Source organism: Amycolatopsis sp. FDAARGOS 1241 (assembly GCF_016889705.1).
In the GTDB taxonomy this organism is placed as follows: domain Bacteria; phylum Actinomycetota; class Actinomycetes; order Mycobacteriales; family Pseudonocardiaceae; genus Amycolatopsis.
On record NZ_CP069526.1, the window covers coordinates 1,833,957 to 1,853,455 of the forward strand.

At 74.0% G+C, this 19,499-nt stretch carries 18 protein-coding genes; 7 read left to right on the plus strand and 11 right to left on the minus strand.

Annotation, left to right across the window (positions count from 1 at the left end):
- Positions 1 to 13: 13 nt before the first annotated feature.
- From bluB to cbiE, 5 genes are read right to left on the minus strand one after another with little or no spacing between them, the layout of a single operon-like run.
- Positions 14 to 658 (minus strand): 5,6-dimethylbenzimidazole synthase, encoded by a 645-nt coding sequence (gene bluB, locus I6J71_RS09170; protein ID WP_204096952.1) that lies wholly within the window; start codon positions 656 to 658, stop codon positions 14 to 16.
- A complete protein-coding gene (locus I6J71_RS09175; RefSeq protein WP_204094326.1) occupies positions 655 to 1,383 on the minus strand; it encodes a cobalt-precorrin-6A reductase in 729 nt (242 codons plus the stop codon). The genes bluB and I6J71_RS09175 overlap by 4 nt, the downstream gene beginning before the upstream one ends.
- Positions 1,380 to 2,390, minus strand: a complete 1,011-nt coding sequence (locus tag I6J71_RS09180) for a Gfo/Idh/MocA family protein (RefSeq protein WP_204094327.1) — start codon at positions 2,388 to 2,390, stop codon at positions 1,380 to 1,382. Before I6J71_RS09180 ends, I6J71_RS09175 begins: the two co-directional genes overlap by 4 nt.
- Positions 2,387 to 3,148: a precorrin-4 C(11)-methyltransferase gene (gene cobM, locus I6J71_RS09185; RefSeq protein WP_204094328.1), complete on the minus strand. Its 762-nt coding sequence runs from the start codon at positions 3,146 to 3,148 to the stop codon at positions 2,387 to 2,389. Before cobM ends, I6J71_RS09180 begins: the two co-directional genes overlap by 4 nt.
- Positions 3,145 to 4,302, minus strand: coding sequence for a precorrin-6y C5,15-methyltransferase (decarboxylating) subunit CbiE (gene cbiE / locus I6J71_RS09190; RefSeq protein ID WP_239155296.1), 1,158 nt, complete (start codon positions 4,300 to 4,302; stop codon positions 3,145 to 3,147). Before cbiE ends, cobM begins: the two co-directional genes overlap by 4 nt.
- Before the next feature lie 152 nt (positions 4,303 to 4,454).
- Between cbiE and I6J71_RS09195 the strand changes: the two genes are divergently transcribed.
- The 4 genes from I6J71_RS09195 to cobC are packed head-to-tail and all read left to right on the plus strand — an operon-like array spanning position 4,455 to position 9,469.
- Complete coding sequence (locus I6J71_RS09195) at positions 4,455 to 6,428, plus strand: putative cobaltochelatase (RefSeq protein WP_204094330.1); 1,974 nt, start codon at positions 4,455 to 4,457, stop codon at positions 6,426 to 6,428.
- The gene (gene cobO / locus I6J71_RS09200; protein WP_204094331.1) at positions 6,428 to 7,042 is read left to right on the plus strand and encodes a cob(I)yrinic acid a,c-diamide adenosyltransferase; all 615 of its coding nucleotides are present in this window, start codon (positions 6,428 to 6,430) and stop codon (positions 7,040 to 7,042) included. Before I6J71_RS09195 ends, cobO begins: the two co-directional genes overlap by 1 nt.
- Positions 7,036 to 8,418, plus strand: coding sequence for a cobyrinate a,c-diamide synthase (locus I6J71_RS09205; RefSeq protein WP_204094332.1), 1,383 nt, complete (start codon positions 7,036 to 7,038; stop codon positions 8,416 to 8,418). The genes cobO and I6J71_RS09205 overlap by 7 nt, the downstream gene beginning before the upstream one ends.
- A complete protein-coding gene (cobC, locus tag I6J71_RS09210; RefSeq protein ID WP_204094333.1) occupies positions 8,411 to 9,469 on the plus strand; it encodes an Rv2231c family pyridoxal phosphate-dependent protein CobC in 1,059 nt (352 codons plus the stop codon). Before I6J71_RS09205 ends, cobC begins: the two co-directional genes overlap by 8 nt.
- 635 nt (positions 9,470 to 10,104) lie before the next feature.
- On the opposite strand, the gene I6J71_RS09215 is transcribed toward cobC, so the two are convergent.
- From I6J71_RS09215 to I6J71_RS09225, 3 genes are all read right to left on the minus strand, one after another.
- The gene (locus I6J71_RS09215) at positions 10,105 to 10,860 is read right to left on the minus strand and encodes an adenosylcobinamide-GDP ribazoletransferase (RefSeq protein ID WP_239154572.1); all 756 of its coding nucleotides are present in this window, start codon (positions 10,858 to 10,860) and stop codon (positions 10,105 to 10,107) included.
- 532 nt (positions 10,861 to 11,392) lie between these two features.
- Positions 11,393 to 12,412, minus strand: a complete 1,020-nt coding sequence (cobT, locus tag I6J71_RS09220) for a nicotinate-nucleotide--dimethylbenzimidazole phosphoribosyltransferase (protein ID WP_204094334.1) — start codon at positions 12,410 to 12,412, stop codon at positions 11,393 to 11,395.
- Between the two features lie 10 nt (positions 12,413 to 12,422).
- The gene (locus I6J71_RS09225) at positions 12,423 to 13,028 is read right to left on the minus strand and encodes a bifunctional adenosylcobinamide kinase/adenosylcobinamide-phosphate guanylyltransferase (RefSeq protein WP_204094335.1); all 606 of its coding nucleotides are present in this window, start codon (positions 13,026 to 13,028) and stop codon (positions 12,423 to 12,425) included.
- Between the two features lie 36 nt (positions 13,029 to 13,064).
- Between I6J71_RS09225 and I6J71_RS09230 the strand changes: the two genes are divergently transcribed.
- Positions 13,065 to 14,009: a cobalamin biosynthesis protein gene (locus tag I6J71_RS09230; RefSeq protein WP_204094336.1), complete on the plus strand. Its 945-nt coding sequence runs from the start codon at positions 13,065 to 13,067 to the stop codon at positions 14,007 to 14,009.
- Positions 14,006 to 15,487, plus strand: coding sequence for a cobyric acid synthase (locus I6J71_RS09235; protein WP_204094337.1), 1,482 nt, complete (start codon positions 14,006 to 14,008; stop codon positions 15,485 to 15,487). Before I6J71_RS09230 ends, I6J71_RS09235 begins: the two co-directional genes overlap by 4 nt.
- 10 nt (positions 15,488 to 15,497) lie before the next feature.
- On the opposite strand, the gene I6J71_RS09240 is transcribed toward I6J71_RS09235, so the two are convergent.
- From I6J71_RS09240 to I6J71_RS09250, 3 genes are all read right to left on the minus strand, one after another.
- Positions 15,498 to 16,118, minus strand: coding sequence for a DUF4190 domain-containing protein (locus tag I6J71_RS09240; protein WP_204094338.1), 621 nt, complete (start codon positions 16,116 to 16,118; stop codon positions 15,498 to 15,500).
- Between the two features lie 73 nt (positions 16,119 to 16,191).
- A complete protein-coding gene (locus tag I6J71_RS09245) occupies positions 16,192 to 16,779 on the minus strand; it encodes a response regulator transcription factor (protein ID WP_239155297.1) in 588 nt (195 codons plus the stop codon).
- 76 nt (positions 16,780 to 16,855) lie between these two features.
- Positions 16,856 to 17,953 carry a sensor histidine kinase gene (locus I6J71_RS09250; RefSeq protein ID WP_204094339.1) on the minus strand — a complete coding sequence of 366 codons (1,098 nt, stop codon included), beginning with the start codon at positions 17,951 to 17,953 and terminating at the stop codon, positions 16,856 to 16,858.
- A gap of 76 nt (positions 17,954 to 18,029) precedes the next feature.
- Between I6J71_RS09250 and I6J71_RS09255 the strand changes: the two genes are divergently transcribed.
- Positions 18,030 to 19,493 carry a M1 family metallopeptidase gene (locus I6J71_RS09255; protein WP_204094340.1) on the plus strand — a complete coding sequence of 488 codons (1,464 nt, stop codon included), beginning with the start codon at positions 18,030 to 18,032 and terminating at the stop codon, positions 19,491 to 19,493.
- Positions 19,494 to 19,499: the final 6 nt, after the last annotated feature.

Sequence of the window (19,499 nt, forward strand, 5' to 3'; positions counted from 1 at the left end):
TCGGCCGACGGGGCTACGCAGGCCCCTCGCTGCGCGGCGTGAACCGTTCGTGGTGCACGGCTTCGGCCAGCGGTGCGCGGCTGCGCCAGCCGTGCCGTTCGAGGTCGGGGACCTCGGCGAGTTGCGTGACCGGGCCGACGCACAACCACGCGACCGGCCGGATGCCGGCGGGAATGCCGAGCAGGCCGGCGAGGAACGGTTCGCGGTAGAAGCTCACCCAGCCCACCCCGAGGCCCTCGGCCGTCGCGGCGAGCCACAGGTTCTGGATCGCGAGGCACACGGAGTACAGCCCGGCGTCGGCGATCGCGTGCCGGCCCAGCACGGCGGGCGCTCCGCGTCCGGCGTCGTAGGTGACCACGACGCCCAGCGTCGATTCCCGGATGCCCTCGATCTTGATGCGGGAGAACGTGTCGGCGCGCTCGCCGGCGAGCGTGGCGGCGAAGACGTCCCGCTCGGCGCGAACGTGTTCGGCGAAGGCTTCGCGGGTGCCGCGGTCACGCACCAGCACGAAGTCCCACGGCTGGCTCAGGCCCACGCTCGGCGCGGCGTGCGCGGCCTCGAGCACACGCGTCAGCGCGGCGTCCTCGATCGGCTCGCCGGTGAACTCGCCACGCACGTCGCGGCGGCGGTGCAGGATCTCGTAGAACTCGTCGTTCATCGGTGCAGCACCCATTCCACGGCTCCCGCGACGTCGGCCGCTTCCGCGGTGACCGGCCGTGTGGGGCGCCGGACGACGACCACGGGCAGGCCCAGTTCGCGGGCGGCGGTGAGCTTCGCGGCGGTCATCGTGCCGCCGCTGTCCTTGGTGACGAGCACGTCGATGGCGTGCTCGGCCAGCAGCGCGCGCTCTCCGTCCACTTCGTACGGTCCGCGGCTGAGCAGCACCTCGTGGCGCGCCGGCAGTGGCGGCTCGGGCGGATCGACGCAGCGGATGAGGAACCACAGCGCGTCCAGCCCGGCGAAGGCGCCGAGCCCCTGACGGCCGCTGGTGAGCAAGACGCGTTCACCCAGGCCGGGCAGCAGCTCTGCGGCTTCGGTGAGGTCGGCGGCCCAGTGCCAGCGGTCGCCGTCCCCGGCCTGCCAGCCCGGCCGGGCCAGCCGCAGCAGCGGGACCCCGGCCTTTTCGGCGGCGGCGAACGCGTTGGTGCCGATGCGTTCCGCGAACGGGTGCGTCGCGTCGACCACCGCGCGCACGTCGTGCTCGCGCAGCCACGCGGTGAGGCCCTCGATGCCGCCGAAACCGCCAACGCGCACCTCACCGACGGGCAGCCGCGGCCGTGCGACCCGTCCCGCCAGCGACGAAACGACGGCAACGCCGCGGCCGTGCAGTTCGGCCGCGAGCGTCCGCGCCTCGGCGGTGCCGCCGAGGACCAGCACGGTCATCCGCCATAACCCACGGCCGCGCGCCAGCGGTCGAGCGTGCGCATGTTCGCGAGCGTCTCGGCCCAGGTCAGCTCCGGTGCCTGTCGTTGCGCGAGGTGCGTGGCCACGTGGTCGGCTTCGCGCGTGAACACGCTCTGCGTCGCCTCGATCTCGATCACCTCCGGCTCGCCGTTCTCCGGCGTCAGCACGATCTGCGACGCGGCGGGCTGGCGCATCTTCGGCAGCCACGCGGGTTTCGGCACCGACAGCTGCCCGGTGGTGCCGTAGACGCGGATGTGGTCGTCCTGCGTGAGCCGGAAGCCGCACGACAGCTGCGCGATGATGTCGCCGGGCAGCCGCAACAGGCCCATCGCGTACTCGTCGACGCCGCGCTCGCTCAGGCGCGCCATGCCCGTGACCGTGGTCGGCTCCACGACCTCGGTGCCGGTCGCCGCTTGCGCGACGAGCCGGGCGAGCGACGTGCAGTAGCAGCCGACGTCGAGGATCCCGCCGCCGCCGAGCGCCGGGTCGGCCAGGCGCGGGGCGTCGTTGGCGCCGGAGCTGTAGCTGAACGTGACGTCCACGGCCCGGATCTCGCCGATCGCGCCGCACTCGATCAGTTCGACGAGCCGCCGCGTCTGCGGGTGCAGGCGGTACATGAACGCCTCCATCAGGAAGACGTCGTGCCGGCGCGCCGCGTCGATCACCTTCTCCGCTTCGGGCGCGGTGACCGTGAGCGGTTTCTCGCACAGCACGTGCTTGCCCGCCTCCGCGGCCCGGATCGCCCACTCGGCGTGCATCGGGTGCGGGGTGGCGATGTAGACGGCGTCGACGTCCGGGTCGGCCAGGAGATCGGCGTAGGAGCCGTACGCCTTGGGGATGTCGAAGCGGGTGGCGAACTCGCGCGCCCGGTCGGCCGAGCGAGCGGCAACGGCCTCCAGCACGCCGTGCTTGCTGCGTTCGACGCCGGCCGCGAAGTCCGCGGCGATGCTTCCGGCGGCCACCAGGCCCCAGCGTAGTTGCGTCACAATGACTCCGGTTGGCTCGCGCGATCTCGGGTGCTCGAATACAGGAAACTGTCGGGGAATCCTTCGGCCGCCAGCACGCGGCCCACGAAGATGGTGGCCGCGCGCTTCATCCCCGCGGTGCGCGCCTGGGCGGCGATGTCCGCGAGCGTGCCGCGCACCACCGTTTCGCCGGGCTGGCTCGCGAGCGCCACCACTGCCGCCGGGCACTCGGCGCCGTAGGCCGGGATCAGCTCTTCGGTCACGCGCTCGATGTGGTTGATCGCCAGGTGCAGCGCGAGAGTGGTGCCGCTGCGGGCGAAGTTCGCGAGGGTCTCGCCTTCGGGCAGCGCCGTCGACCGGGCCTGCGCCCGCGTGATCACGAGGCTCTGGCCGATGCCCGGCACGGTCAGCTCGCGGCCGAGGACCGCGGCGGACGCGGCGAACGCGGGCACGCCGGGCACGACGTCGTACGGCACACCGGCGGCATCGAGGCGGCGCACGGTTTCCGCCACCGCGCTGTAGAGCGAAGGGTCACCGGAAACCAGGCGCGCGACCTCGTGACCGGCGCGGTGGGCCGCGACGAGGCGCTCGACGATCTCGTCGAGGCTGAGGTTCGCCGTGTCGATGCGCTGCGCGTCCGGCGGGCAGTACGCGAGCAGGTCCGTGGGCGTCATGCTGCCCGGGTAGAGGCACACCGCGCAGCGGGCGAGCAGGTCGCGGCCGCGGACCGTGATGAGGTCCGCCGCGCCCGGGCCGGCGCCGATGAAGTGAACGGTCATCTCGAACTCCAGGACGTGACGGTGCGCGACGGGGTCCACCCGGTGAACCCGCCGAGCGGCCGGGCGTGGTCGACGGCGATCCTCGTCAGCTCACCACCCCGGCTCGCGTAGGCGTTCGCCAGGATCTGTTCCGCTTCCAGGGTCACGCCGTGGGCCACCACGCGCGCGCCGGTGGCGAGGCACGCGTCGAGCAGACCGGAGGCGGTGAGGCCGCCGCCGATGAAGATCGCGTCGGGTTCCGGCAGTTCGGCGAGGACGTCGGGCGCCGGGCCCGTGACCACTCGCAGTTCGGGGACGCCGAGCGTGGCGGCGTTGCGCGTGATGCGCTCGGCGCGCGCCGGGTCGCGTTCGATCGCGACGGCGCGGTTGAGCGGGTGCGCGCGCGACCACTCGATGCCGACGCTGCCCGAGCCCGCCCCGACGTCCCACAGCAGCTCGCCGGGCGCGGGGGCGAGGTGGGCGAGCGCCGAGGCGCGGACGTCGCGTTTGGTGAGCTGGCCGTCGTGCTCGAACGCGTCGTCGGGCAAGCCGGTCAGCGGCAGGCCGGGACCGGCGCAGACCAGGGCGAACACGGTGAGCGGGCCGGGGTCGTGGGTCCAGCCGTCGGCGATGTGCTCATCGGGGGCGCCGAGGTTCTCCAGGCTCGTCAGGGCCGACTCGCCGTAGCCGCCGGCCCGCAGGAGCTCCCGCAGGTCGGCGGCGTGCGCGCCGAGCACGAGGACCTTGCGGTTCGGCGCCAGCACGCGGGCCACCCGGCTGATCGCGCGGCCGACGACGGTCACCACCTCGGTCTCCTCGAACGACCAGCGCAGCCGCGCGCGGGCCAGCGTCACCGACGACAACGCGGGCAAGACTTCGAGGTCGTAGCCGCGGTCGCGCAGCGTCGTGCCGAGGCCCGACAGCAGCGGATCGCCGCTGGCCAGGACACAGATCCGCCGTCCGGCGTGCGCTGCGAGGACGTCGTCGAGCGCGGGCAGCAGCGGGCTCGGCCACGGTTGCGCCCGCACACCCTCCGGCAGCGACGCGAGCTGTCGCGGCGCACCCAGCACGATGTCCGCGCCGAGCACGGCGGCACGGGACCGCTCGGCCAGGCCCGTCCAGCCGTCGGCCCCGATCCCGACCACCAGGAGGCGTGCTTTGCCCTCCGGGGGCACGGTCCCGGACCCCCCGCCGGCCGCGCGCTCGGCCGCACCGGGCGAGGCGTCCCGGGCGAGGGGGTGGGGTGATTTTTCGCGCACGTCCGCCCACGCTAGACGACGCGTTTCCTGTGCGATGATCGGCCGGACGCCGACCACGAGGAGAGCTCTTGAAGCCGTACCCGTTCACCGCCGTCGTCGGGATGCCGGACCTGCGCCTGGCGCTGCTCCTGTCCTCGATCTCACCCGCGGTCGGCGGCGTGCTGGTGCGTGGTGAGAAGGGCACGGCGAAGTCGACGATGGTGCGGGCGCTCGCGGGCCTGCTGCCCGAGCTCGACGTGGTGGACAGCTGCCGCTTCGCGTGTGACCCCGCCGCGCCGGATCCGGCGTGCCCGGACGGTCCGCACGCCGCGGGCGCGCCCGCGCACCGGCGGCCGGCGCGGCTGGTGGAGCTGCCCGTCGGGGCGGCCGAGGACCGGGTCGTCGGGTCGCTGAACCTGGAGAAGGCGCTGGCCGAGGGCGTCACGGACTACCAGCCGGGCCTGCTCGCCGCCGCGAACCGCGGGCTGCTCTACGTCGACGAGGTCAACCTGCTGCACGATCACCTCGTGGACACGCTGCTGGACGCCGCCGCGATGGGCCGCGCGACGGTGGAGCGCGAGGGCGTGTCCGTGTCGCACGCCGCGCGGTTCGTGCTGATCGGCACCATGAACCCCGAGGAAGGCGAGCTGCGGCCGCAGCTGCTGGACCGGTTCGGGCTGACCGTCGAGGTCGCCTCCAGCCGTGAACCCGAGCAGCGCGTCGAGGTCGTCCGGCGGCGGCTTGCCTACGAGGCGGATCCCGACGGGTTCGCGGCGACCTACGCGGCCGAAGACGCCCGGCTGGCCGCGGACATCGAAGCGGCGCAACGGCTTCTGCCCTCGGTGAAGCTGCCCGACGACGCGCTGCGCCAGATCGCCGAGGTGTGCGCGTCGTTCGAAGTCGACGGCATGCGGGCCGACATCGTCACGGCGCGCGCGGCCGTCGCGCACGCCGCGTGGGCCGGGCGTTCGGAAGTGATCACCGACGACGTCCGCGTGGCCGCGCGGCTCGCGTTGCCGCACCGGCGGCGGCGCAACCCCTTCGACGCACCGGGCATTTCCGAGGACCAGCTGGAACAGGCGTTGCAGGACGCGCAGCCACCCGAGGACCCGGACCCCGAGGACGACGGTCCCGGTTCGGGTTCGCAACCGCCCGCCGCCGAAGGCGAGCAGCCGCCGGCGGGCGACCAGCCGGGCACGCCCCAGCCGCGGCCGGGCGATGGAAGCGGTTCCGGGGAGCAGCACACCGTCGGCTCCGGGGACACGTTCCGGGCGCGGGTGTTCCGCGTCAAGGGCACCGGTGAAGGCGAACGCGGCCGCCGGTCGCGGGCCCGCACCGACACCGGCCGCACGATCGGCGTACAGCCGCCGAGCGTGCGCGAAGGCCGTCCGCACCTCGTCGCGACGATGCGTGCGGCCGCACCGCACCAGCGGTCCCGCGGCCGCAGCGGACCCGGGCTGCTCGTGCGGCCGCAGGACCTGCGGTTCGCGTTGCGCGAAGGCCGCGAAGGCAACCTCGTGCTGTTCTGCGTCGACGCGTCGGGCTCCATGGGCGCGCGGGCGCGGATGCGCGAGGTGAAGACGGCGGTGCTCTCGCTCCTGCTGGACGCCTACCAACGGCGCGACAAGGTCGGGCTCGTGACTTTCCGTGGTGACTCGGCGGAGCTCGCGCTGCCGCCGACCATCAGCGTCGAAGCCGCCGCCGCGCGGCTGGAGGGCCTGCCCACCGGCGGCCGCACGCCGCTCGCGGAAGGGCTGCTGGAAGCCGCGCGCGTGCTGCGCGTCGAGGCGATCCGCGATCCACGCCGCCGGCCGCTGCTGGTGCTCGTCACGGACGGACGCGCCACGAGCGGAGCGGATGCCGTCGCGCGATCGCACGCCGCGGCGGCCCTGCTGAGCGGCGTGACCACCGTTGTGATGGACTGCGAAAGCGGCCGGATGCGCCTGGGCCTGGCGGCGGAGCTGGCCGGACACCTCGGCGCGGACCACGTGCCGCTCGCCGAGGTCGCGGCCGAGACCCTCGCCGCCGCGGTTCGTGATCGCACCACCGGGAGGGCTGCCTGATGCCGCAGGGGAAACCGGCCGTCGTCCCGCAGGACGGGCTCACCACGCGCCAGCGCCGCAACCGCCCGCTGCTCGCCGTGCACACCGGTGAGATGAAGGGCAAGTCGACTGCCGCGTTCGGCATGGCCCTGCGCGCCTGGAACCAGGGCTGGTCGATCGGCGTGTTCCAGTTCGTGAAGTCGGCGAAGTGGCGCGTCGGCGAGGAAGCCGCTTTCCGCGCCCTCGGCGAACTGCACGACGAGACGGGCCAGGGCGGGCCTGTCGAGTGGCACAAGATGGGCGAGGGCTGGAGCTGGACGCGCAAGTCCGGTACCGAGGAGGACCACGCCGCCAACGCGCGCGAGGGCTGGGCCGAGATCAAACGCCGGCTCGCCGCCGAAACGCACGACTTCTACGTGCTCGACGAATTCTCCTACCTGCTCAAGTGGGGCTGGCTCGAGGTCGGCGACGTGGTGTCCACTCTGGTCTCCCGGCCGGGGCACCAGCACGTCGTGATCACCGGCCGGTATGCGCCGCCGGAGCTCGTCGAGGCCGCCGATCTGGTGGCCGAGATGACGAAGGTGAAGCACCCGATGGACGCGGGGCAGAAGGGGCAGCGGGGGATCGAGTGGTAGCGCGCGTGGTCATCGCCGCGCCCGGCTCGGGGCACGGCAAGACCACCATCGCCGCCGGACTCATGGCAGCGCTGCGCGCGGCCGGGCACACGGTGTCCGGGCACAAGGTCGGGCCCGACTTCATCGACCCGTCCTACCACGCGCTCGCGACCGGGCGACCCGCACGCAACCTCGACCCGTTCCTGCAGGGTGAGGACCGGCTCGTGCCCTTGCTGCGCCACGGTTGCGCAGGGGCCGACGTCGCCGTGATCGAAGGCGTGATGGGCCTGTTCGACGGTGCGCTCGGCACCGAGGGCTACGCGTCGACCGCGCACGTCGCCCGGGTGCTCGAGGCGCCGGTGGTGCTCGTCGTGGACGCTTCGGCCGCCTCGCGCAGCGTCGCGGCGACCGTGCTCGGGTTCGCGAACTACGACCCGCGCGTGCGGCTGGCGGGCGTGATAATCAACAAGCTGGGCTCGCAACGGCACGAGGACGAGATCGCGACGGCGCTGGAAGCCACGGGCGTGCCGCTGCTGGGAGCGTTGCGGCGCAACGAGAACGTGCACGCGCCGAGCCGGCACCTCGGGCTCGTGCCGGCCGCGGAGCGGGCCGCGGACTCGCAGCGGGTGCTGCCGGAGCTGGCGTCGTGGGTCGCCGGTGGGGTGGATCTGGAAGCGGTGGTGCGCGTCGCGCGGGCCGCGCCGCCGTTGTCGGGTCCGGTGTGGACACCCGACGGGACCTGGGAGGGGCCGCGGGCGGTCGTGGCCGCCGCGGCCGGGCCGGCGTTCACGTTCCGGTACACCGAGAACCTGGAGCTGCTGGCTTCGCACGGCGTGGACGTCGTGGACGTGGACCCGCTGCGCGACGAAGCGCTGCCCGAGGGCTGTGCCGGGCTGTACTTCGGCGGGGGGTTCCCCGAGGTGCACGCGGCGGAACTGGCGGCGAACGAGCCGTTGCTCGCGGCGGTGTCCGCGGCCGCGGGCCGGGGGATGCCCGTGAGCGCGGAGTGCGCCGGACTGCTGTACCTGTGCCGCGAGCTGGACGGGCAGCCGATGGCGGGGGTCGTCGACGCGACGGCGGTGATGACCAAACGCGGCAAACTCGGGTACCGCACGGCGGTTTCCTCGGCCGACAACGTGCTCGCGACCGCCGGCCGGCGCGTGACCGGGCACGAGTTCCACCGCACGGAGCTCACGCCCGCGGCCGGTCCGGCGCCCGCGTGGGGCTGGGACCGGACGGTGGACGGGTTCGCGTCGGCGTCGCTGCACGCGTCGTACTTGCACGTGCACTGGGCCGGGCACCCCGTGCTCGCCGAGCGGTTCGCGGCGCACGTGCGGGCCTTCGCGCCGCGCGGAAAGGGGGTCCGGCCCGCGGACGAGGTGGTGTCCCGTGGCTGACTACGACCTGCACCACCACGGCGACCGCGAGGTCGGGCCGGGGCTGGTCGACCTCGCCGTGAACGTCCGGCTCCCGCGCCCGCCCGAGTGGCTGCGGCGGGAGCTGGTGTCCGCTGTGGACAGTCTGGCCGCGTACCCGTCACCGGCCTCCGCGCAGTCGGCGGTCGCGGCGCGGCACGGCCGGCCGGTCGACGAGGTCCTGGTGACGGCCGGGGCGGCAGAGGCGTTCACGCTGCTGGCCTCGGCCCTGCGGCCGCGGCACGCGGTGGTCGTGCACCCGCAGTTCACCGAGCCCGAAGCCGCGCTGCGGGCGGCGGGGCACGAGGTGTCGCGTGTGGTGCTGTCCGATTCGGACGGTTTCGTGCTGGGTCCCGCGGTGGTTCCCGAGTCGGCCGATCTGGTGTTCGTGGGCAACCCGACCAACCCGACGTCGGTGCTGCACCCGGCCGCCGTGCTCCGCGGCCTGGTCCGGCCCGGCCGGCTGCTCGTGGTCGACGAGGCGTTCCTCGACGCCATTCCGGGCGAGGCGGAGAGCCTGGCCGGTGAGTCCCTGGACGGCGTGGTGGTGCTGCGCAGCCTCACCAAGACGTGGGGCCTCGCGGGCCTGCGCGCGGGCTACGTCCTCGGCCCGGCCGATGTCGTGGCCCGGCTGGCGGCCGTGCAGCCGCCCTGGTCGGTGTCGACGCTCGCCGGTGTCGCGACCGTGGCGTGCTGCCGTCCGGCGGCGCTGGAGGAGGCGGAAAAGCTGGCCGTCACCGCTGAAGCCGATCGGGAGTACCTGGTCTCCCGCCTGGCCGAGCTGGGCCTCCCGGCCCTCGGTGAGCCCCGGGGGCCGTTCGTCCTCGTCGAGGGCCCCGACGACGGGTTGCGCCGACGCCTGCGCGACGTCGGCTTCGCGGTCCGCCGCGGCGACACGTTCCCCGGCTTGGGGCCGCGGCACCTGCGGCTGGCGGTGCGGTCACGTGAAGTCACGGACGGGTTCGTGGCCGCGCTCGCCCGCGTTCTCCAGGTCTTGCCAGGAGCCGGCCGCCGTCGTCGTCGGTCAGGCTGAAGGCGGAATCGTCGTCTACGCCGTATTTGCGCTGGTGCTCGGCGTCTTCCTCACCCCTGCCCTTGCCGCCGAATCCGGACGCGCCGCGCGCCCGGGCCGCCCCTTTGCTCGCTAGTGGGCCGCGCGCGCTTTCTTCGAGGGCACCGCTGCCAGAGCCGATGCCGCTACCGAAACGTGCGCCGCTCGATCCGCCGCCGATCCCGCGGCCTGCTGAGCCACCAGCTCCCGCACCCAAGACCTCCCGGTCGGACAGCGGGCGGGACTTAGGCGGCCAGGGGCGCCATCGCCGCGATCTCGGCGAGAGCTCCTCGGAGCGACCTGTGCCGCCGAAGCGCTCGGCGACGCGCTCTCGAGGCGTTCTCCGCGAGCACGCGAGAATTCCGCGTCCTCGTCGGGCTTCGTCAAATACGTGGTGACGCGAAGGAATCCCGCGCAGACGCGCCGTGGCCGTCGAGACCCTGCTCGGTGGCCGCGAAGCGGGAGTTCGTCTGGTCTCTCCGGCTGGAAACGTAGCTGGTCGATCCTGGCCCACTGGTGCTCGTCAGCGGCTGTGGCACGCCCGGCGGGGTTCTGCCGGCGATCGATCTGCACAGGTGATTGAGATCGAGGGGTTCGGGATAGCGGCCCGGCCGTGGCTAGGCGGCGAGCACGAGCAGCGCCGCCGCCACCGCGACCTCGACGCCCGCACCCAGGACGTCACCGGTGATGCCGCCGAGCCGGCGCACACACCGCACGAGCAGCAGCGCGGCGGCGCCGTACCCCGCGACCACCGCCGCCACTCCTTGCCACCACGGCAAACCAGGGGCCAGCGCGGCCACGGCGGCCGCCACCACACCGACTCCGACGGCGACCGGCAGCGGCACCGAACCCGCGACCGTCGCGCCCAGCCCGTCCGGCCGCGCCGACGGCACTCCCCGTGCGCACGACATCGACAACGTGCACCGCCCGGTCAGCACGCCGGCGACGACCGCGACGACCCCGTGCCCGGCCGCCACCGCCCCGGCTGCCGCGCCGGCTTGCACGAGCAGCACGAACACGAGCGTTGCCACGCCGGTCGGCCCGGCATCGCCGCGGCGCATCACGTCGAGCGCCTTCGCCCGGTCGTAGGACGCACCCAGTCCGTCGGCGGTGTCGGCCAGCCCGTCGAGGTGCAGCCCGCGGCTGCCCAGCTCCACCGCGCCGAGCGCCAGCGCCGCGACGGCCAGCGCGGGCAGTCCGACCGCGCCGCCGCCCGCCACGATCAGGCCCGCCACCGCCGCCAACGGCACCGCCGCGACGGGTGCCAGCACCATGGCCGCGCCGGCCACCCCGCGATCGATCACGCGCGGCGCGGGCACCGGCACGGTGGTCAGGGTGCCGACCGCCAGCCGGATCGCATCACCGAGCTTCACGCGCGGCCGGCTTTCTGCCCGGCCAAACGGCCGCACCCGGCAGCCGCTGCCCGGCTCACCGCACCGCACTGCGCCCCGGCGGTCGGCCACTCGGGGTGGGCGAGCGGTGTTCCGGCGGTCGGCCGACCGGGGCGGCCGAGCCGTGTCATGCCGGCCGGCCTATCGGGGTGGCCGAGCCGTGTCCCGCCGGCATTGGGGCGGGCGAGCCGTGTTCCGGCGGTCGGCCTACCGGGGTGGGCCAGGTGCGTTGCGGCGGTCGGCCTACCGGGGTGGGCGAGCAGCGGGGCGGCGGTCGGCCGACCGGGGCGGCCGAGCCGTGTCATGGCGGCCGGCCAATCGGAATGGGCGTGGTGTGTTCCGGCGGTCGGCCTACCGGGGTGGGCGAGGCGTGTTCCGGCGGCCGGCCTACCGGGGTGGCGGAGCCGTGCTCCTGCGGCCTGCCTACTGGGGCCACCGAGCCGTGCTCCTGCAGCCGGCCAATCGGGGCCACCGAGCCGTGCCCCGTCAGCCACCGGACCGGTGTCGGCTGTCCTCACGCGAGGTCCGCCAGCAGGCCCATCTCGGCGATGATCGCCCGCGCCGCACGCAGGGTCGGGACCGCCTGGATCGCGCCGCTGCCCTCGCCCAGGCGCAGGCCCAGGTCGAGGATCGGCGTCAGGCCCAGGGCCTTGAGGGCGAACGCCTGCGATGGTTCCGTCGAACGGTGGCCCGCGAGCCACCACTGCTGGGCGCCCGGCGCGATGTCGCGGGCGACCAGGGCGGCGGCGCCGGAGAAGATGCCGTCGAGCAGCACCGGGATGCGGCGCACGGCGGCCTCGACCAGGAAACCCGCGGTCGCCGCGACGCAGGCGCTGCCCAAGGCCGTGAGGCGGTCGAACGGGTCCGTGACGCGGTCGCCGGCGCGCGCGAGGGCGGTCGCCACGACGGCGGTCTTGGTTTCCAAGGCGGCGCCGGACACGCCGGTCCCGGTGCCGACGACCTCGGCCGCGGGCAGGCCGAGAGTGGCGGCGACCAGCGCGGCGCACACGGTGGTGTTGCCGATGCCCATGTCGCCGGGGACCAGGAGGTCGGCGCCGGCCTCCTCGGCGGCGATGGCGCGGCCCGCTTCGAACGCGGCCACGGCTTCGCCGGGCTCGAGGGCGTCCTCGACGTCGATCGCGCCGGAGCCGCGGCGGATCTTGTGGGCGGTGACCTCGGCGGGGATGTCCGCAGCGTCCCAGTCGACCGCGAGGTCGGCCACGCGCACGCTGGCCCCCACCTGCGCGGCCAGCACCGTGACGCCGCTCTTGCCCGCGAGGAACACGCGCACCATCGCCGCCGTGACCTCGCGCGGGTACGCCGACTGCGCCGACACCCCGTGGTCACCGGCGAAGACGACCACGCGCACGTCGTCGAGCGGGCGCGGGGGCACCACGCCGTGGGCGGCGCTCAGCCACGCCGCCAGCTCCTCGAGCCTGCCCAGCGCGCCGAGCGGTTTCACCAGGCCGTCGAGGCGCTCCTGCGCTGCGGCGCGGGCGGCGGCGTCGGGCACGGGGATGTCGAATCGGGGCACGGCGAGCTCCTTACGGCAGTTCGAGCACCCGCCCCGCGACGACCAGCAGGCTCCGGTCTGACTCGGCGGACACCCGGTTGTTGAGTGCGCCCAGCACATCACGGAACAGCCGCCCGGACGACGTAGCGGGCACCACACCGCTGCCGACCTCGTTGCTCACGGCCACCACGGGCACCCGGGCCTGCGTCCACGCGGCCAGGAAGTCTTCGAGCCGGTCGTCGAGCCGTCTCTCCCAGCCCGGTTTGCCCGACCACGCGCCGACCTCGTCGAGCACGCGCGAGAGCCACGTGCCCAGGCAGTCGATGAGCAGCGGGCTGCTCGCGGTCCGCAGGACCGTCGCGAGGTCGGTGGTCTCGACGGTCTTCCAGTGCGCCGGACGCCGGGCCTGGTGCGCGGCGACGCGGGCGGCCCACTCGGGGTCGTCGTCGCCCGGCGGCAGGCCGGGCGCGAGGTACACGAGGTGGGAGTGGTGCGCGACGAGCCGCTCCGCGTGCCTCGACTTCCCGGAGCGGACGCCGCCGAGGACGAGCACCTTGCCATCGTCGCGTCCGTACCGGCGGAGGGTCCGCGCCAGGGCTTCGAGCTGCCCGGCGAGCCGGTGCGTCAGCTTGGTCATACCCGGCATTCTCGTGCACGCGCTACGGTTCGCCACGTGCCACTCCGACAAGCCGTCACCGCGGCCGGCCTGATCACCGGATACGTCGCCGACGCGGTGTTCGGCGACCCCCGCCGCGGGCACCCGGTCGCGCTGTTCGGCCGCGCGGCCGGCGCGCTGGAACGTCGCTGGTGGGCGGACTCGAAGCCGCGCGGAGCGGCGTACGCGGCCGTCTGCGCGGGCGCCGCGACGGGCCTGGGTGTGGCCACGCAGCTGGCCACCCGCCGGCGCCCCGTCGCCCGCTTCGCCTTCACCGCCGCCGCGACGTGGGCCGTGCTCGGCGGCCGCGGTCTCGCCGCCGAGGGCCGGGAGATGGCGCGCCTGCTGGACGCCGACGGAATACCCGCCGCGCGTGCCCGCCTTTCGCACCTGTGCGCGCGGGACGCGTCGGAGCTGGACCCGGCCGAGCTCGCGCGTGCGGCCACGGAGTCGATCGCGGAGAACACGTCCGACGCGGTCGTCGCGCCGCTGCTGTGGGGCGCCGTCGCCGGCCTCCCCGGGCTGCTCGGCTACCGCGCGCTGAACACGCTCGACGCGATGGTCGGCTACCGCTCGCCGCGCCACCGCAACTTCGGCTGGGCCGCGGCCCGCGCCGACGACGTCGTGAACCTCGTGCCGGCGCGGATCGGCGCCGTGCTGACGGCGCTGTCCGCGCCGCTGGCCGGCGGGCGGATCGGCCCGGCGCTGCGCGCGTGGCGGCGGTACGGCTCGCACCACCCGAGCCCGAACGCCGGCCAGGTCGAGGCCGCGTTCGCGGGCGCTCTCGGCGTGCGGCTCGGGGGCACCAACAGCTACGGCGGCGAGGTCGAGGTCCGTGGCACGCTCGGTGACGGCCGGGCGCCACAGCCCGTCGACCTGCGGCGCGCGGTGCGTTTGTCGCGGGTGGTCGGCGCGGTGTCGGCCGTGAGCGCGGCGGCGGTGGCCCGGGCGGTGGCGCGGTGAGGGGACTGCTGGTCGCGGGCACCACGTCCGACGCCGGGAAGAGCCTGGTCACGGCCGGGATCTGCCGGTGGCTCGCGCGCCGCGGCGTGCGCGTGGCGCCGTTCAAATCGCAGAACATGTCGAACAACTCGATGGTGTGCGCCGACGGCGCCGAGATCGGCCGCGCGCAGTGGTTGCAGGCCCGCGCCGCGCGCGCCGAACCCGAGGCGGCGATGAACCCCGTGCTGCTCAAACCCGGCAGCGACCGGCGCAGCCACGTGATCGCGCTCGGCAAACCGTTCGGCACGCTCGAAGCCGGCGAGTACGCGACCGGCCGCGCCGGCTTGGCCGAGTTCGCATTCGGGGCCTTCGAGGACCTGCGCTCGCGCTTCGACGTCGTCGTGTGCGAAGGAGCGGGCAGCCCCGCGGAGATCAACCTGCGCGGCGGCGACTACGTGAACCTCGGACTGGCCCGGCGGTTTTCCCTCCCGGTGGTCGTGGTCGGCGACATCGACCGCGGCGGGGTGCTGGCCGCGATGTTCGGCACGCTCGCGCTGCTCTCGCCCGAGGACCAGGCGCTCGTGGCCGGCTGGGTGGTCAACAAGTTCCGCGGCGACATCGGCTTGCTGCGTCCGGGCCTGAAGAGCCTCGAAGACGTGACGGGCCGGCCGGTGCTGGGGGTGCTGCCCTGGCTCGATCGTGTGTGGATCGACTCCGAAGACGCGCTCGCCGCAGCCGGCTGGCGACACGAGGCGCCACGCGGGGGCGGGCTGCGCGTGGCCGTCGTGCGCTTCCCGCGCGCCTCGAACGCCACCGATGTGGACGCTCTCGCCGCCGAGCCCGGCGTGACGGTGAGCCTCACCGCCGACCCGGACACGGTCGAGACCGCCGACCTCGTGGTGCTGCCCGGCTCCCGGGCCACTGTGGACGATCTGCGCTGGCTGCGCTCGCGCGGCCTCGCCGACGCCGTGACCGCGCGCGCCGCCGCGGGCCGGCCGGTGCTCGGCATCTGCGGCGGCTATCAGATGCTGGCACGGACCATCGACGACGACGTCGAGTCGCGTGCCGGCCTGGTCGACGGGCTCGGCCTGCTGCCCACCACCGTGACCTTCGCGGGGGACAAGGTGCTGGGCCGCCCGACGGGCTCGTGGCGGGGCCACCGCGTCGACGCGTACGAGATCCACCACGGCAGCGCCTCCGGCGCCGACGCGGAGTCCTTTCTGGACGGTTACCGCGCCGGCGCGGTGTGGGGCACGACGTGGCACGGCGCCTTCGAGAACGACGGCTTCCGCCGCGCGTGGCTCACCGAGATCGCCGCACAGGCGGGCGTCGACTGGTCGCCTGCCGCGGCCACCCCGGGCTTCGCGCAGCTGCGCGAGGACATGCTCGACCGCCTCGCCGACGCAGTCGAGTCCGAACTGGACACCACGAACCTCTTGCGGCTGCTGGAAGGCGGTGCGCCGGACGCGCTGCCGTTCGTCCCGCCCGGCGCACCGTGAGTCGGATGAGTCAGTGCACCACGGGGTTGCGCAACCCCCCGGACTCCGACTCCAGCGTGCACACGGCCGAGTGGTCGTCGCCGCGCCACGCCGCTTCGTGCGGGTAGTACACAGCCATGACCAGGTTCGTCGGCGGCGACGTGTTGACGAAGAACGCGTCCTGCTCACCGGTGCAGTAGTCGCGGCTCAACGCGGCCAGCGTTTCCTCGCCCGGGTAGGCGTCCCCGCCGGGGAGCGCGATGACGGCGTAGACCTCGTCCCCGTGCGGCTGGTCGCACGCGACCCTGGTGATCGTGGTGGAGCTCTCGGTGGTAAAGCAATCGCCCTTGTGCACGGCGAACACGCTGTCGCTGCCCGACAGCGTGACCGCGACGCTGACGGCGATCACCACGAGCCACGCGCCGCTCACCGAAAGCCCGGCGATCGCCAGGCCCTTTCCGGGCCGTCCGTCACGTCGGGTCTGGACCAGCGCCACGAAGCCGAAGACGATGCTGAGCATGAGACTCAGCGCCGGGATCGCCAGGATGAGCGACGCGATCGCGAAGCCGTTGGTCTTCGGCTGCGGTGGTGGTGGCGGTGCGTCCTGGTAGCTCGGGCCGGTCGGCTTGGGCGGCAGGATCGATTCGGGCACGGGTCCCCCTCTGTGGAATCCCCCGACCCGGGCAAGATCCTATCGGGGCAGATCCGGGACGCGCGATAACAATTCAGGCGAGCCCGGCATCGTGGACCAGGATGGCGACCTGCGTCCGGTTCGCGGCCTCCACTTTGGACATGATCCGCCCGAGGTGCACCTTCACCGTTGCCTCGCTGAGCCCGAGTTCCGCCGCGATCGCGGCGTTGCTCGCGCCCTCCGCGACGGCCACGGCGACCTCCCGTTCGCGAGCGGTCAACGGCGCCAGCCGGGCCCGAGCCTTGTCCTGCGCCCCGCCCGTGGCGAACGCGGTCAGCAGCCGCCTGGTGATGGCCGGCGACAACATCGCCTCCCCACGGCCGACCACGTGCACCGCGTTGACCAGCTCACGCGGCGGGGTGTCCTTCAGCAGGAACCCCGTGGCGCCGCGGCGCAGCGCGGTGTGCACGTACTCGTCGAGGTCGAACGTGGTCAGCACGACCACCGCCGGCGCGTCAGGCAGGGCCGTGACCAGGCGCGTCACCTCGAGGCCGTCGACGCCGGGCATCTGGATGTCGGTGAGCACCACGTCGGGCCGGTGCTCGTCGACGAGCTGCGCTACCCCCGCGCCGTCGCCGGCCTCGGCGACCACGCGGATGTCCGGGTCCGACTCGAGGATCATGCGGATCCCGCTGCGCACGAGCACCTCGTCGTCGAGGAGCACCACCTTGATCACCGTCGTACTCTCCACTGTGCTCTCACCCCGATCCGTTGAGCGGGAACGCGGCCCGCACCACGTAGTCCGTGCCGTCGGGGCCCGCGTGCAGCACGCCGCCGGCCAGCGTGACGCGTTCGCGCATGCCGATCACGCCGTACCCCGCGCCGGGCAGCCCGGCCGACGCGCCGAGCGCGTTGGCCACCTCGACCACGAGCTCACCGGCGTCACTCGCCAGCCGCACGCGGATCACGGCGCCCGGCGCGTGCTTCGCCGCGTTGGTCAGTGCCTCCTGCACGATCCGGTAAGCCGCGCGGCCCACCTGCTCCGGTACCTCGGGCAGCGGGTCCGGCAGGTCGGTTTCGACGCGCGCGCCGGCGTCGGTCAGCTCGCCGGCCAGCCGCGCGACACCGGCGAGCATCGGGGTGGGCAGCGAGCGCGGCTCGGTCCCGTCGTCGCGCAGCACGCGCAGGATGTCGCGCAGTTCGGTGAGCGCGGCGGCGCTCGACTCGCGGATCACCTCGGCCATCCGGCCGGTCTCCTCGTCGCGCGCCCGCACCGACAGCGCCCCCGCCTGCAGCGCGACGATGCTGACGCGGTGGGCCACCACGTCGTGCATCTCGCGGGCGATCCGCCGCCGCTCCTCGTCGACGGCGCGCTCGGCGAGCAGGTCACGCTCGCGTTCGGCGTGAGCGGCGCGGTCGCGCAACGCGTCGAGCAGCACCGCGCGCTGGTTCATCCACAGCCCGGCGACGAGCGGCAGCACCACGCTCAGGGCGACGACGAAACCGATGACCTCCCACGCCTGGACGTCGCCGGGCCGGTAGGTCACGACGACCAGCACCAGATTCGCGGCCACCGCCACCGCGGTGGGCCACTTCGGACCGCGTTGCGCCGCGACCGTGTAGAGCGAGAACAGCGCGGCGAACGACGCCGTCGGCTCGAACAGCCCCAGCGTCGTCATGGCCAGCATCGTGACCAGCGGGAACCGGCGGCGCAGGAGCAACAGCACCAGCACGGCCGCGATCGTGAGCTGCCACAGCGGTGGCCGGGTGACGCCGTTCGTGGCTTCGAGCACGAGCGCACCCGCGACCGCGATCGCCAGGCACGCGTCGAGCAGGAACAGTCGCACGGCGATCACCGTACGACTTTCCGGTTATGCCGATCGAGCTGCCCGGCTGATGTGCGCGCGGACACCCGCTCGCCAGGGTGGACGCATGGCGAAAACGATCGTGAAGACCGCGGCGGTCGCCGGGCTGGCCGCGGTGCTGGCCGCCGGCACCGCGACCGCCGCCGCGGCGGACCCCGCTTCCCCCGGCGCGCTCAGCGCGGGTGAGCGGCTCTTCCCCGGCCTTGGCAACGGCGGGTACGACGCCCGCGACTACGACGTCTCCTTCGACTACCGCCCCGGCGTGACCACGATGGACGCTTCGGTGACGATGCGCGCGGTCGCCACGCAATCGCTGTCGTCCTTCGGGCTCGACTCGGCGGTCGCGCAGCTCCGCTCGGTGGAGGTGGACGGGCAGGCCGCGCAGTTCACGGCGAAGGGCGAGAAGCTCGTCGTCACACCGGCGCGGCCGCTGCGCGCGGGGCACGCGTTCACCGTGCGGATCACCTACGTCGCGGACCGGGCCAAAAGTCCGCAGTCGCCCGCTTCGACACCGCTGCCGCCGGAGTTGGCCGAGGCAATCGGCGTCTGGCAGAACACCCCCGACGGCTTCGCGGTGATGGGCCAGACCGACCGCGAGCACGCGGTGTTCCCGTCCGATGACGTGCCGGGCGACCCGGCCACGTACACCCTGCGGATCACGACGCCGGCCGACGTGCAGGGCGTCGGCAGCGGCACGCTGGTCGGCAAGCACCGCAGCGGCGAGCGCGTGACCTCGGTGTTCCGGGTCGATCGGCCCACGGCGACCGACGTCGTGCAAGTCGCGGCGGGACACTTCACCGAGCTCGACCAGGTGGGCCCGCACGGGTTGCCGATCCGCAGCTACGTGACGAAGGCGGCGAAGCCGTCGGCACTCGACACCGCCCGCAAGACCCCTGAGCTGATCGCGTGGCTGGAGCAGCGCCTCGGCCGTCCGTACCCCTACGCGAGCGCCGGCACCCTCGGCGTCGATCGTCTCTACGGCGGCGGCCTCGCCCTGGAGACCGCGGCGATCCCGACCTACAGCGCCGGGCTTCTGGCGTATCCGCAGGAGGTGTCGACCATGGTGCACGAGCTCACGCACGAGTACTTCGGCGACGCCGTGCCGGTGCGCCATTGGGACGACATGTGGCTGAGCGAAGGCCACGCCACCTTCTACCAGGACCTCTACGACTCCGAGCACGGCGGAAAGCCGTTCGACGAGAAGGCAAAGTCCGGGTACGCCCAGAACAACGAGATCCTGAAGCAGAACGGCCCAGTCGCTCACCAGACCTACGCGGCGGGCGTCATGTCCGGCACCGACCTCGGTGGCAAGCTCACCCTGTACGCGCTGCGCAACCTGGTCGGGCAGCCGGTCTTCGACCGCATCGAACGGACCTTCTTCGACCGGTTCCGAGGCCGGCCCGCAGCCACTCAGGACTACGTAGACGTGGCCGAGCAGGTGTCCGGCCGCGACCTTTCGGGCTTCTTCCACGACTGGCTCTACGGCACGACGACCCCGGCGATGCCGGGCCACCCGGATTGGAGGGCCTGACATGAC

Excerpts from the sequence above, each read along its gene's own strand:
- bluB (WP_204096952.1), bottom strand. The coding sequence starts at position 658 with ATGAACGACGAGTTCTACGAGATCCTGCACCGCCGCCGCGACGTGCGT.
- I6J71_RS09255 (WP_204094340.1), top strand. The coding sequence starts at position 18,030 with ATGGCGAAAACGATCGTGAAGACCGCGGCGGTCGCCGGGCTGGCCGCG.
- cobM (WP_204094328.1), bottom strand. The coding sequence starts at position 3,148 with ATGACCGTTCACTTCATCGGCGCCGGCCCGGGCGCGGCGGACCTCATC.
- I6J71_RS09225 (WP_204094335.1), bottom strand. The coding sequence starts at position 13,028 with ATGACCAAGCTGACGCACCGGCTCGCCGGGCAGCTCGAAGCCCTGGCG.
- I6J71_RS09245 (WP_239155297.1), bottom strand. The coding sequence starts at position 16,779 with ATGATCCTCGAGTCGGACCCGGACATCCGCGTGGTCGCCGAGGCCGGC.
- I6J71_RS09175 (WP_204094326.1), bottom strand. The coding sequence starts at position 1,383 with ATGACCGTGCTGGTCCTCGGCGGCACCGCCGAGGCGCGGACGCTCGCG.
- cobO (WP_204094331.1), top strand. The coding sequence starts at position 6,428 with ATGCCGCAGGGGAAACCGGCCGTCGTCCCGCAGGACGGGCTCACCACG.